General features: G+C 70.0%; 13 protein-coding genes. 5 read left to right on the top strand and 8 right to left on the bottom strand.

Going from position 1 to position 13,076, the window contains the following annotated elements:
• Positions 1-14: 14 nt before the first annotated feature.
• A complete protein-coding gene (locus E3O39_RS02750) occupies positions 15-404 on the bottom strand; it encodes a Sec-independent protein translocase TatB (protein WP_134449542.1) in 390 nt (129 codons plus the stop codon).
• Between the two features lie 85 nt (positions 405-489).
• On the opposite strand from E3O39_RS02750, the gene E3O39_RS02745 reads away from it, so the two are divergent.
• Positions 490-1,122 carry an O-methyltransferase gene (locus tag E3O39_RS02745; RefSeq protein WP_134449541.1) on the top strand — a complete coding sequence of 211 codons (633 nt, stop codon included), beginning with the start codon at positions 490-492 and terminating at the stop codon, positions 1,120-1,122.
• 93 nt (positions 1,123-1,215) lie between these two features.
• Here the strand turns inward: E3O39_RS02745 and E3O39_RS02740 are convergent, their stop codons facing one another.
• From E3O39_RS02740 to dapE, 3 genes are all read right to left on the bottom strand, one after another.
• A complete protein-coding gene (locus tag E3O39_RS02740) occupies positions 1,216-1,392 on the bottom strand; it encodes a DUF3117 domain-containing protein (protein ID WP_134449540.1) in 177 nt (58 codons plus the stop codon).
• A 104-nt stretch (positions 1,393-1,496) separates the two neighbouring features.
• Positions 1,497-2,687, bottom strand: a complete 1,191-nt coding sequence (locus E3O39_RS02735) for a hypothetical protein (RefSeq protein WP_134449539.1) — start codon at positions 2,685-2,687, stop codon at positions 1,497-1,499.
• A 107-nt stretch (positions 2,688-2,794) separates the two neighbouring features.
• A complete protein-coding gene (gene dapE / locus E3O39_RS02730; protein ID WP_134449625.1) occupies positions 2,795-3,922 on the bottom strand; it encodes a succinyl-diaminopimelate desuccinylase in 1,128 nt (375 codons plus the stop codon).
• Between the two features lie 74 nt (positions 3,923-3,996).
• On the opposite strand from dapE, the gene dapD reads away from it, so the two are divergent.
• Positions 3,997-4,977, top strand: coding sequence for a 2,3,4,5-tetrahydropyridine-2,6-dicarboxylate N-succinyltransferase (dapD, locus tag E3O39_RS02725; RefSeq protein ID WP_134449538.1), 981 nt, complete (start codon positions 3,997-3,999; stop codon positions 4,975-4,977).
• Positions 4,978-5,049: 72 nt separating this feature from the next.
• Here dapD and E3O39_RS02720 read toward each other — a convergent pair whose 3' ends face one another.
• From E3O39_RS02720 to E3O39_RS02705, 4 genes are all read right to left on the bottom strand, one after another.
• The gene (locus tag E3O39_RS02720) at positions 5,050-6,360 is read right to left on the bottom strand and encodes a citrate synthase (RefSeq protein WP_198413359.1); all 1,311 of its coding nucleotides are present in this window, start codon (positions 6,358-6,360) and stop codon (positions 5,050-5,052) included.
• Positions 6,361-6,577: 217 nt separating this feature from the next.
• Positions 6,578-7,684: a succinyldiaminopimelate transaminase gene (dapC, locus tag E3O39_RS02715; protein ID WP_255454132.1), complete on the bottom strand. Its 1,107-nt coding sequence runs from the start codon at positions 7,682-7,684 to the stop codon at positions 6,578-6,580.
• 6 nt (positions 7,685-7,690) lie between these two features.
• Positions 7,691-8,008: a ferredoxin gene (gene fdxA, locus E3O39_RS02710; RefSeq protein WP_104099174.1), complete on the bottom strand. Its 318-nt coding sequence runs from the start codon at positions 8,006-8,008 to the stop codon at positions 7,691-7,693.
• An 83-nt stretch (positions 8,009-8,091) separates the two neighbouring features.
• Entirely contained in the window at positions 8,092-9,240 is a 1,149-nt protein-coding gene (locus E3O39_RS02705; RefSeq protein ID WP_134449537.1) for a PIG-L deacetylase family protein, read from the bottom strand.
• Between the two features lie 103 nt (positions 9,241-9,343).
• Here E3O39_RS02705 and efeU point away from each other — a divergent pair, with 103 nt between their 5' ends.
• From efeU to efeB, 3 genes are all read left to right on the top strand, one after another.
• The gene (gene efeU / locus E3O39_RS02700; RefSeq protein ID WP_134449536.1) at positions 9,344-10,201 is read left to right on the top strand and encodes an iron uptake transporter permease EfeU; all 858 of its coding nucleotides are present in this window, start codon (positions 9,344-9,346) and stop codon (positions 10,199-10,201) included.
• Between the two features lie 180 nt (positions 10,202-10,381).
• Entirely contained in the window at positions 10,382-11,575 is a 1,194-nt protein-coding gene (gene efeO / locus E3O39_RS02695; protein WP_134449535.1) for an iron uptake system protein EfeO, read from the top strand.
• Complete coding sequence (gene efeB, locus E3O39_RS02690) at positions 11,575-12,993, top strand: iron uptake transporter deferrochelatase/peroxidase subunit (protein ID WP_134449534.1); 1,419 nt, start codon at positions 11,575-11,577, stop codon at positions 12,991-12,993. Before efeO ends, efeB begins: the two co-directional genes overlap by 1 nt.
• The last annotated feature ends 83 nt before the right edge of the window (positions 12,994-13,076 follow it).

Raw genomic sequence — 13,076 nt, 5'->3', positions numbered from 1 at the left:
GTTGTCGGGTGCTGCTACGTGGCCTCCGAGTCGAACGGAGCGGGTTCCGCCGGCGCGAGGGCGTTCTCCTTCGCCCGCTTCCTGGACAGGTATGCGCCGTTCGGGTTCGGCGACACCCGGGACACGACGGCGGACTGCTCCTTGACCGGTTCATCCTCGATGAGGGCCTCACGGATGATCCGGCGCGGGTCGTACTGGCGCGGGTCGAGCTTCTTCCAGTCGACGTCGTCGAATTCGGGGCCCATCTCGTCGCGCATGCGTTCCTTGGCGCCGTTGGCCAGGTCCCGGAGCTGCCGGACGAGCCGGGCGAGCTGGGCCGCGTAGTGGGGAAGCTTCTCGGGTCCGAGCAGGAAGACGGCGACGATCCCGACCAGGAGGAGCTTCTCGAACGTCAAACCAAGCATAGGTTGAGGATAACGCGCGGCGGGGCCTCCGCCGACCGGCGGGGAGCCCCCTTAAGCTGGACCCATACAAAACTGGAGTTGCACCGTGTCTGACAAAGATTTGAACTGGAAGTTTTCCGACGACTCTGTCGTTGAGAGCGAGGCCGTCATCCGGGCGCGCCAGCAGTCGCTCGAGCTCGGCATCGACGCGATCTCCCCGGCGGTCGGTGCCCAGTCGGCCGTGATCGCCGCAGCGACCGGAGCACGCAGCATCCTCGAGGTCGGCACGGGGGCCGGCGTCTCCGGCATCTGGCTCCTGACCGGGGCGCCAGGGGCTACCCTCACCTCGATCGACACCGAGGTCGACCACCAGCAGCACGCCCGCGCCCTGTTCACGGAGGCGAAGATCCCGGCGAACCGGGTACGGCTGATCACGGGCAAGGCAGCGGATGTCCTCCCCCGGATGAACGAGAACTCGTACGACATCGTCTTCATCGACGCCGACCCGCAGTCGGTCATCGAATACGTCGAGCACGGGCTGCGGCTGGCCCGGCCGGGCGGAACCGTGCTCGTGGCCCACGCCCTCTGGCGCGGCCGCGTCGCGAACCCGGCGCAGCGCGACGAGGTCGCCACCGGCTTCCGCACCCTGCTGAGCGAGATCAGCGGCTCGACCGCCGTGATCAGCGCCCTGTCGCCCGTCGGCGACGGCCTGCTGCAGATCACCAAGCTCCGCGCGTAGCGCACCGGCACGAAAAAGATCGGCCGCGCAGCAGGGCTGCACGGCCGATCCGTAATTCTCCTCGGTTACGAGGTGGAGACGTGATCTCCGACGCTAGGCAACCGGGCGTACTACGCCAGCGAGTGCATCGTGAAGCTCCTTGGCTTCCGCGTCGTTCACAGAGACGACGAGTCGTCCTCCGCCCTCGAGCGGAACACGCACAATGATCAGGCGCCCCTCCTTTACAGCCTCCATTGGCCCGTCTCCGGTCCGTGGCTTCATGGCCGCCATGAACTCCCCTTCCACTCATTCGTCTGAACTTCTATTATCGACCATCGCGGCCCGAGACGAAAATTCACGAGGTCCGGGCGGGTAACGAAGGCGGTCGCGCACGGTTAGGGCGGCGTCCAGTCCTTACCGTCGACGCCCCAGCAGATCAGCAGCCACCCCCACTGGCCGAGGACGCACAGCACCACGATCCCGATCCGGTACCAGAGCCGTTTCGGCTGCGCGATCGCGCCGAGCACCGGGAACATCGGCATCAGCAGCCGGAAGGTGCTCGATTGCGGGAAGAAGACCGCGAAGAGGTAGAGCCCGTATGCGGCGAGCCAGAATCTCAGGTCCACGCCGAGCCGGCGGACCGCGGGAGTGAACAGCAGGACGGCGAAGCCGACGACGAGCGCGAGCACCACGACGATGCCGAGCGGTGTGCCGAGCCACCAGATCCCGCCCTGGAACCAGGCTGTGAAGGGCACGAGTTCCTGGTAGCCGATGTACGAGGACCGCCAGGCGAGCTCGGTGTCGGTGTATGCGGTCGCCGAGCCGGTCGCGATCCAGGCGATGAGCGGCCAGGCGAAGCCGCTGAGGGCGCTGAAGACGGTGACGGATGCAGCGGTGAGGCGTTCTGCCGCTGGGAACGGGTCGCTGCGACGGGTCAGCCAGCGATGCACGATGTGGAACCCGAGTGCGAGGGCGAAGGCGAGGCCGCTCGGCCGGGTGAACGCCATCACCGCGACCACGGGGAACAGCAGCACGTAGCGCCGTTCGAGGAGCAGCAGGAGGGCGAGGGTGAGGAAGAAGAGGTACATCGCCTCGGCGTAGCCGAACTGCAGGATCGGGGTCAGGGGCGCGACGCAGAACAGCACGACGGCGAACAGTGCGGTGCCGCGGCCCTGGACGCGCAGCATCAGCCGGTAGAAGACCAGGGTGGCCCCGAGGCTGAAGGCGAGCGAGACGACCACGGCGGCCGGCGCCCACGGCGCCCCTGTGAGGAACATCAGGACGCGCACGACGGCGGGGTAGCCGGGCAGGAACGCCCACGCGTTCTCGCCGATGTGGCCGGTGCTCGTGACGGGCAGCACCGCCGGGTAGCCGGACACGGCGACGATGTTGTACCAGCGGGCGTCCCAGATGTTGGCGAAGTCGAAGTAACCCGGGCTGGCGCCGGTCCACGGGTTCGCGCCCTGGACGCGCGCCAGGATCAGGACGAGGGTGGTCGTCACAACGCGGGACAGCACCCAGATGCCGGCGACACCGGCCCACCATGGGGCCAGCCGGGCGCGGGCCCGCCAGCGGGCCGGCAGCATCCGCTGCAGCGCCTGGGACGGTGGGACCCGCGGCGTTGGCGACGTCCCGCGCAGCGAGCGCGGCGGTCTCCCCCTCGGAGGACGAGGCGGGGCCTCCGCGGCCACGGCTAGAGCTTCCGGCCCGGGGTGGCGGTCAGCCAGGACCGGAGGGCGACCTCGCAGTCCGTGATCTGGTGCACGGCGACGCGCTCGTCGTCGGCGTGGGCCTTGAGCGGGTCGCCGGGCCCGTAGTTGACGGCAGGGATGCCGAGGGCGGAGAACCGGGCGACGTCCGTCCAGCCGTACTTGGGCCGGGCTTCGGCTCCGACGAAGGCGAGGAATTCCTGCGCGAGCGGGGCGTCGAGTCCCGGGCGCGCGCCCTCCGCGCGGTCGACGACGGTGATCTCGTACCCGGCGAACAGTTCGCGCACGTGCTCGAGGGCCTCCGCGGAGCTGCGGCTCGGGGCGAAGCGGTAGTTGATGTGCACCAGGCACTCGTCGGGGATGACGTTGCCGGCGATGCCGCCGCTGATCCCGACGGCGTTCAGGCCCTCCCGGTAGACGAGGCCCTCGACCTCGACGGAGCGAGGCTCGTAGCCGGCGAGGATGGCGAGGATCGGTGCGGCCTTGTGGATGGCGTTCTCGCCCACCCAGCTGCGGGCGGAGTGCGCGCGCAGCCCGTGGGTGCGCACCTCGAACCGCAGGTTGCCGTTGCAGCCGCCCTCGACCTGGCCGTTGCTGGGTTCGCCGAGGATGGCGAAGTCGCCCTCGAAGAGGTCGGGGCGGTTCCGGGCGAGCCGGCCGAGGCCGTTGAGCTCGTCGGAGACCTCCTCGTGGTCGTACCACATCCAGGTCACGTCGAGGCCGGGGTCTGTGAGCTCGGCGGCGAGCTTCAGCTGAACGGCGACGCCGGCCTTCATGTCCACCGTGCCGCGGCCCCACAGGTGCTCGACGCCGTCGACGGTCTCGAACCGGGTCGGCAGGTTGTCGTTGACCGGGACGGTGTCGAGGTGGCCGGCGATGATGACCCGCCGGTCGCGGCCGAGGCGGGTGCGCGCGACGACCGTGTCACCGTCGCGGATGACCTCGAGGTGCGCGAATCCGGTGAGCGCCTGCTCGACGGCGTCCGCAAGGGGGGTCTCATCACCGGAGACGGACTCGATGTCGCAGATCGCCTGCGTGATCGAAACGGAGGACGCGGCGAGGTCGAGCTGGCCGGCGCGGCGGGTGCCTGCTGCATCCGGTGCGGGGTTCACGTACGGGTTCACCGGCGGGGATGCGGGCACGGACACGGGCTGGGGGGTCGAAGGCACCCTACTAATCTAGAGGAATGACCGAGACAGAGTCCCCGCAGTCCGCCGTCCCCACCACCGCCTGGGGCTACGGCCTGGCCACCGTCGCCGAGGACGGCACGGTCCTCGACACCTGGTTCCCCGCTCCCCTGCTCGGCTCGCTGCCCGCCGGCCGCGACCGGTGGATCGTGCCCGCCTCGGTCACCGAACTCGCCGGGGCGGACCCGCGGCGTGCCGTGCGCCTCGAGACCGTGACGATCGAGATCGACCTCACCGCGCCGCCGGCCGGCACCGCGGATGCCTACCTGCGGCTGCACCTGCTCTCGCACCTGCTCGTCAGGCCCAACACCATCAACCTCGAGGGCATCTTCGGCCACCTGCCCGTCGTGGTGTGGACGAACGCCGGCCCGATGCTGCCCGCCGACTTCGACCGGCTGCGCCCGGCCTTGCAGCGCGCGGGCATCCAGGCCAGCGGCGTTGACAAGTTCCCGCCGCTGCTGAACTACGTCACCCCCGACCGGGTGCGGATCGCGGACGCCTCGCGGGTCCGCCTCGGCGCCTACCTCTCCCCCGGCACCACGGTCATGCACGAGGGCTTCGTGAACTTCAACGCGGGCACCCTCGGCGTCTCCATGGTCGAGGGGCGCATTTCGCAGGGGGTCGTCGTCGGCAACGGCGCTGACATCGGCGGCGGCGCCTCGATCATGGGCACACTGTCCGGCGGCGGCACCGAGCGCGTGCGTATCGGCGAACGCGCCCTGCTCGGCGCGAACTCCGGCATCGGCATCTCGATCGGCGACGATTCCGTCGTCGAGGCCGGCCTCTACGTCACGGCAGGCACGAAGGTGTCCCTGCCCGACCAGCCGCGCACCGCGGACGGCCGCATGCAGACGATGAAGGCCGTCGAGCTGTCCGGGGTGCCGAACCTGCTCTTCCGACGCAACTCGATGTCGGGCGCCGTCGAGGTTCTCGCCCGCAGCGGGAACGGCATCGTCCTGAACGAGCAGTTGCACGCCTGACTCTGGTCCGACGAAAGCGGATGCCCGGCACGCGATCGCGTGCCGGGCATCCGTCGTTCTGCGGGTGTGCAGCTAGCGGCGGGGGAAGTCCCTGGCCGGGGAGCCCGTGTACAACTGCTGTGGGCGGCCGATCTTCGTCGTCGGGTCCGCGTTCATCTCGCGCCAGTGCGCGACCCAGCCGGGAAGGCGGCCCACGGCGAAGAGGACCGTGAACATGCTCGTCGGGAAGCCCATCGCCTTGTAGATGACGCCGGTGTAGAAGTCGACGTTGGGGTAGAGCTTGCGCTCGCGGAAGTAGTCGTCGTTGAGGGCGATGTGCTCGAGCTCCTTGGCGATGTCGAGGAGGTCGTCCTTGACGCCGAGGGCGGCGAGCACCTCGTCGGCGCTCTCCTTGACGAGGGTCGCGCGCGGGTCGTAGTTCTTGTACACCCGGTGGCCGAAGCCCATCAGGCGCACGCCCTGCTCCTTGTTCTTGACCCGTTCGACGAACTTCTCCACGCTCTCGCCGGAGGCCCTGATCTCGCCGAGCATCTTGAGCACGGCCTCGTTCGCGCCGCCGTGCAGCGGACCGGAGAGAGCGCTGATGCCGGCGGACACGGAGGCGAAGAGGTTGGCCTCGGTGGAGCCGACGAGGCGCACGGTCGACGTCGAGGCGTTCTGCTCGTGGTCTTCGTGCAGCATCAGCAGGCGTTCGAGCGCCTTGCTCACCACGGGATCGACTTCGTACGGCTCCGCGAGGGTCCCAAAGATGAGCTTGAGGAAGTTGTCGACGTAGCCGAGGGAGTTGTCCGGGTAGAGGAAGGCCTGCCCGACGCTCTTCTTGTGGGCGTACGCCGCCATGACCGGAAGCTTGGCGAGCAGGTGGATCGTGGCGATTTCGACCTGGTCCGGGTCGTTCGGGTCGAGCGAGTCCTGGTAGTACGCGGCCATCGCGGAGACGCCGGAGGCGAGCACGGACATCGGGTGCGCGTTGAACGGCAGCACGTCGAAGAAGCGGCGCATGTCCTCGTGCAGCAGGGTGTGCTTGCGGATGCGCTTGTCGAAGGCCTCGAGCTCGCCTGCGCTCGGCAGTTCGCCGTAGATGAGCAGCCACGCGGTCTCAAGGAAGTTGGAGTTCTGGGCGATCTGTTCGATCGGGTAGCCGCGGTAGCGCAGGATGCCCTTGCCGCCGTCGATGTACGTGATCGCCGAACGGGTCGCCGCGGTGTTCACGAAGCCGGAGTCCAGGGTGACGAGCCCGGTCTGCCGGGTCAGTGTCGAGATATCGATGCCGGAGGGGCCCTCGGTCCCGTGGGCGATCGGGAACTCGGCGATGCCCCCTGGGAAGGCGAGCGTCGCCCCCAAGGGGTCGATGGACGGTGTTCGCTGTACGACGTCGCTCACGGCGCCTCCCTGAATATCACTGAGTGTCACTGAATCACTGCCTTACGGACTGGGGGTGGCCGCCATGGCACACCGGTGTGGCTAGAGACGTCCAAGCGGATACAGCCTAATCGGCCCCACCACCTACTGTTGCATCCGCCAAACTTTCGGCAGTTTCACCGGAGGAGTGCCACAAGAATGTCGATGTTACCCGCTCCGGGTACACCGTGGGCAGTTGCTACTCTAGCGACCGGAGCCGAGCGGCGGCTGCGTGGATGCGCTCATCCGTCGCCGTGAGCGAGAATCGAACGTGCTGCGGGTACCCGTCCCCGTAGAAGGATCCCGGTCCGGCGAGGATGCCGAGGCCGGCGAGTTCGGCGATCGACTGCCAGCAGTCGACCCCCTTCGTCGCCCACAGGTAGAGGCCGGCCTCGCTCCTGTCGATCCGGTACCCGGCGGCCTCGATCGCCGGCAGCAGCACGGCTCGCCTGCCCCGGTACCGTTCACGCTGGGCCGCAACGTGGGAGTCGTCGCCGAGGGCGGCCACCATCGCGGCCTGGAGCGGCTGCGGGAGCATCAGGCCGGCGTGCTTCCGCACGGTGAGCACGCGGGCGAGCACGTCGGCGCAGCCGGCCGCGAAGGCGCCGCGGTAGCCGGCCATGTTGGACTGCTTGCTGAGGGAGTAGATCGCGAGCACGTTGCGCCGGTCGGTGCCGATCACGCGCGGGTCGAGGATGCTGGGAATCGGCTCGGACGCCCAGGGTCCCGCCCAGCCGAGCTCGGCGTAACACTCATCGGACACGATGACGGCCCCGAGGTCCCGTGCGCGCGCGACGGCGGCACGCAACTCGGACACCGACAGCACGCGGCCATCGGGGTTTCCCGGGCTGTTCAGCCAGATGAGCTTCGTCGTTGCCGGCCACGCGGCCGGGTCGTCGGAGGCGAACGCGTCGCATCCGGCCATCGCGGCGCCGATCGCATAGGTGGGGTATGCCGCGAGCGGGTGGACGACGGTGTCGCCCTCGCCGAGGCCGAGCATGAAGGGCAGGAGGGCGACGAGTTCCTTGGAACCGATCGTGGGGAGCACGTTGGCCGGCGTCAGCCCGGCGACCCCGCGACGACGCGCATACCAGTCGACGATCGCGGCCTGCAGCTCAGGCGTGCCGACGGTCTGCGGGTACGCGTGGGCATCCGTTGCCGCGGCGAGGGCGGTGCGCACGACGTCCGGGGTCGGATCGACGGGCGAGCCGATCGACAGGTCGACGATGCCGTCGGCGTGCGCGCGGGCCTGGGCCGCGAACGGCGCCATCTGGTCCCACGGGTAGTCAGGGAGCGGCTTGAGCACGACCGGTCAGACCTGCGGGGGCAGGACGGCGATGATCGGGTGGTCCTTGTGGATCACGCCGACCTTCGCGGCGCCGCCGGGAGACCCGATGTCATCGAAGAATTCGACGTTGGCCTTGTAGTACTCGGCCCACTGCTCGGGGACGTCGTCCTCGTAGTAGATGGCCTCAACGGGGCAGACCGGTTCGCAGGCGCCGCAGTCGACGCATTCGTCCGGGTGGATGTAGAGGGAACGGTCGCCCTCGTAAATGCAGTCGACCGGGCATTCGTCCACGCAGGCGCGGTCTTTCACGTCGACACACGGCAGGGCAATGACATAGGTCACGAGCGGGGAGCTCCCTTCACGAGCTGAACGTCCAGTCTAGGTCAAGCGCCCCGGGTCAGGCGTCGTGGCTCAGGCGCCCTGGCTCAGGCGCCCTGGCCCGACCGGCCCCTTCGCTGCGGGAGCCGCGGCCAGGCCAGCACGAGCGAGGCGACGAGGGTCGGCAGCACCGTCCACAGTGTGCCGGCCAGTCCGGCGGGCACGAGCACGGAACCGCCCGTGCTCTTGAGCGACAACAGGAAGATCGATCCGACGAGGCCGATCGTGCACGCGAGCACGACCACCCGGTCGTCGAGCACGAGCCGGAGGCCGACGAGGAGGGCGCTCGCCGCCAGTGTCGCGAGAATGAGGCCGACGGGCAGGGTCACGGGGCCGAGCACGAGGGTGGCCTGGTGCGCCACCGTGCCGAGCACCCCGAAGACCACGCCGGCGGCGAGAGCGAAGAGGCTCGCGACGGCGCGCAGCGCTCCGGTCGCGAAGGCGCCGGCCGGCGCCGGGTCCGCCGGGTCTGTCGGGTCCGCCGGGTCTGTCGGGTCCGCCGGGGACGGCTGCTTCGCCGCGCCCTCCGGGTCCGCTCCGGGCTGCGGTGCCTGAACGGCGGATGCCGCGGCCCGGCCTGCGGGCGCGGCCGGCGGCGGTGTGGCCCGCAGGTAGGTTTCGGTTCCCGTGACCGACCCGGCGGGGTCCCCGGGACGGACGGCCGTCACGACGCGTCCGTCAACGGTCCAGCGGTCCGGGTATGCGGAGAGGGCGGCGAGCTTCTGCTCGATGTGGTCGCTGACGTCGATCGCGACGATCCGCTGCCCGATGGCCTCGGTGACCCCGCGACTCACGAAGACCGGCACCCGGGAGGCGTGCGCGGCATCCACTGCAGCAGCCTGGAGCAGCTCGCTGCGGGCGCCGATCACGATCGCCGTCGCCCGGACCTCGTCGAGCACGGCGCGCACGGCCGCGGCGGGGTCTGTCGAAGGGGGCAGGACACGCCAGCCGCTGACGCCGAGTGCGGAGAGTGCCGCACGCACATCGGAGCTCGCCCCCGAGGTGCTGTCACCGGTGTCACCCGGCGCCCGGGCGCCGAAGAGCACGACGACCCCTGCGTCATCGCCGCGCAGGCGGGCAATGGTCCCGCCGGTGAACCAGGCCTCGTCGCCGGGACGGTCGTGCACGAAGACGATGCGTTCTGCACTGCCGGACATGACCATCGATGAGCTCCCCAGGGTCGGATTGGCGGACACCCACCTCAGAATAATATCTGGACATTCGCGGCCGACCGCCGGTAGAGTCGCTCGAGTAAGGATAGCCTTACCAAACTCAACCGCTCCCGAAGACCAGGAAACCGTGCTCGCAAACTATCTGATCGGCCTCCGTGAGGGCCTCGAAGCCGCACTCATCGTGACGATCCTCGTCGCCTATGTCGTCAAGATCGGGCGGAAGGACGTTCTGCCGCGAATCTGGGCGGGCGTCGGACTCGCCGTGCTCCTCGCGCTCGCCATCGGCGCCCTGCTCACCTACGGCACATACGGCCTCTCGTTCGCGGCCCAGGAGACGATCGGCGGACTGCTCTCGATCGCCGCGACCGGGCTCGTGACCTGGATGGTGTTCTGGATGCTCCGCACCGCGCGCACCCTCTCGAGCCACCTCCGCGGCAGCATCGACAAGTCCCTGCTCGGCTCCGGCATCGGGCTCGTCGTCGTCGCCTTCATCGCCGTCGGCCGGGAGGGCATCGAAACGGCGCTGTTCCTCTGGGCCGCCGTGCAGGCGACCGGGGAGACCACCCTGCCGCTCCTCGGCGCCTTCCTCGGCATCGTCACGGCTGCCGGCCTCGGCTGGCTGATCTACTCGGGGATGCTGCGGATCAACCTCGCGAAATTCTTCACCTGGACCGGCGGCATCCTCATCGTCGTCGCGGCCGGCGTGCTCTCCTACGGCGTGCACGACCTGCAGGAGGCCGGCGTCCTGCCGGGCCTGCACAGCATCGCCTTCGACGTGAGCGCCGCCATCCCGCCGGACAGCTGGTACGGCACCCTGCTCAAGGGAACGCTCAACTTCTCCCCCGCGACGACCTGGCTCGAACTCCTGGTCTGGGTCGCCTACGTCGGAACCACGCTCACCTTCTTCGCCCGCGCAGTCCACCGCGGCCGCACCCGAACCACCTCGACGGAGGATCTGCCCGACACCGTGCTGGCAAGCGCCTGATCGCTCCGCAACCCGAAAACTCCCGTCGGCTCGGTTCGAATCGGTTCGGTTCGAATCGGCTCGGTTCGAATCGGCTCGGTTCGAATCGGTTCGGGCTCCCTCGCTCGCCCGTCGCACACCGGGCGCGCCCGGCATCCGCGCCGCGGACCATGTTCCCGCCCCACCACCCCTAAGGACTCCATGCAGCCCCGAATCCTCCCCCTCGCCGGGAGCGTCACCCTCGGCCTCGTCTCCCTGCTCGCCCTCACCGGCTGCGTCCCGAACGCCTCGGCGCCCGGCGCCGCGCACGCCGCCCTGACCGTCGACAGCAGCGCGACGGCGTGCACCGTGTCCGGAGCGGAGGCCCCGGCCGGCAACGTCACCTTCACCGTCTCGAACTCCGGAGACCAGGTCACCGAGTTCTACCTCCTCGGCGACGACCAGCTCCGCATCGTGGGTGAGGCGGAGAACATCGGCCCCGGCCTCAGCCGTACCCTCGTCGTCGACCTGAGCGCCGGCAGCTACTTCACGGCGTGCAAGCCCGGCATGACCGGTGCGGACATCGGCCAGGCCCCGTTCACCGTGACTCCGGCGAGCGCTGCGGATGCCGCGACGAACGCCCCCGGCGACGCCGAACTCAGCGCGCGCATCGACACCGCGAACGCCAACTATGCGTCCTACGTGAAAGACCAGATCGGCCAGCTCGTCACCGGGACCGCCGCGTTCGCCGCCGCATACACCGCCGGCGACGACGACACCGCCCGCGGACTCTACGCGGCCACCCGCGCGCACTGGGAGCGGGTCGAGACCGTCGCGGAATCCTTCGGCGACCTGGATCCGAAGCTCGACCTCCGCGAGGCCGACCTCGAAGAGGGCCAGGACTGGACCGGCTGGCACGCCATCGAGAAGGACCTCTGGCCGACCGAGGCCGAAGCTGGCTTCGCCGCATACCCGGCCGCCGAGCGCGCTCGCCTTGCCGGACTGCTCGTCACGGACACGGCGACCCTGAACGAGAAGGTGCAGCCGCTCACGTTCACTCTTTCCCAGCAGACCAACGGCGCGATCGGTCTCCTCGACGAGGTCGCGAGCGGCAAGGTCACCGGCGAGGAGGAGGTCTGGTCACACACCGACCTCTGGGACTTCCAGGCCAACGTCGACGGCGCCCGGGTGCTCTACGCCGGGGTGCGGGACGTCCTCGTGCAGAAGGATGCCGCCCTCGCTGCAACCCTCGACACCCGCTTCACCGCCCTGCAGAGCCTCCTCGACGCCCAGCGAGTCGGCGACGGCTTCGTCCTGTACACCGACCTGTCCACCGGCACCGTCAAGGGCCTCGCCGACCAGGTCAACGCCCTCGCCGAACCCCTCGGCCGGCTCACCGCGGCTCTCGTCCTGTGATGAAGGGCGGCGATTCGCCAGAGCGGAAAAATGGCCCCTTCCCGCGCGCCGAAGGGGCCGAAACTCCGCTCTCGCGGGAGGAAGGGGACGACCAGGCGGATGCCGGCGCGAGCGCGTCGGGGACGGCGCCCGCCGTCGGGGCGCCAGCGAAAGCCCCGCGCGGCATCTCCCGGCGCGGCCTCCTCGGCCTCGCCGGGGCAGGCGTCGCGGGCCTCGGCATCGGTATCGCCGCTGACCGCGGGGTCCAGGCCCTCGCAGCAGCGGGCGCCCCGGCAGCGGGAAGCACCGTCTACCCGTTCTACCAGGATCACCAGGCCGGCATCGTGACGCCCGCCCAGGACCGGCTGCACTTCGCGGCGTTCGATCTGACCCCAGAAGCCAGCCGCGCCGACCTGGTCTCCCTGCTGCAGGACTGGACGACCGCGGCCGCCGCCCTGACCGCCGGTCACGACATCGGCCGGTACGGGGCCGTCGACGGGCCGTACGATGCCCCGCCAGAGGACACCGGCGAGGCGTTCGGGCTGCCTCCGGCCGGCCTGACGATCACGGTCGGCTTCGGCCCGACGCTCTTTGCGACGAGCGCAGGCGAGGACAGGTTCGGCCTCGCATCCGCTCGCCCGGACGCCCTCGTCGACCTGCCGCACTTTCCAGGAGACCAGCTCGATGCCACGCGCAGCGGCGGCGACCTCTGCGTCCAGGCCTGCGCCGACGACCCGCAGGTCGCGGTGCACGCGATCCGCAACCTGTCCAGGATCGCCTTCGGTCGCGCGGCGATCCGCTGGTCGCAGCTCGGCTTCGGTCGCACCTCGTCGACGAGCACGAGCCAGGCCACCCCGCGCAACCTCTTCGGGTTCAAGGACGGCACCGCCAACATCAAGGCCGAACAGCCGGCCGTCGTCGACGACCAGGTCTGGGTCGGCTCGGGCGACGGCCCCGCGTGGCTCACCGGGGGCTCCTACCTCGTCGCCCGGCGGATCCGGATGACGATCGAGACCTGGGACCGCACCGCACTGCGCGAACAGGAAACCGTGTTCGGCCGCACCAAGGGCGAAGGTGCCCCGCTCTCCGGCGGCACCGAATTCACCGAGCCCGACTTCGCCGGCACCGGCAAGGACGGCGCCCCGCTGATCGACCCGGCCTCACACGTGCGCCTCGCCCACCCCGCCCAGAACAAGGGGGTGCAGATGCTGCGGCGCGGTTACAACTTCGTGGACGGCAACGACGACCTCGGCCGGCTCGAGGCCGGGCTGTTCTTCATCAGCTACCAGCGCCGCCCCTCGCAGTTCACGACCGTGCAGCTCGCCCTCGCGCGGCACGACGCCATGAACGAGTACGTCCGGCACGTCGGTTCAGCCCTTTTCGCCGTCCCGCCCGGCGCCGCCCGCGGCAGCTACCTCGGCGCCGCCCTCTTCGCCTGACCGCCGCCGCGCCGCATCCGCCCGCCCTTCCTGCCGCGAGAGCGCACTTGTGGCCCTGAAAACGCGGTGAGAAGGGCCACAAG

This window comes from Cryobacterium sp. MDB2-A-1, assembly GCF_004402675.1.
GTDB lineage: Bacteria > Actinomycetota > Actinomycetes > Actinomycetales > Microbacteriaceae > Cryobacterium > Cryobacterium glucosi.
This window is presented reverse-complemented; position numbering and strand designations above follow the sequence as displayed.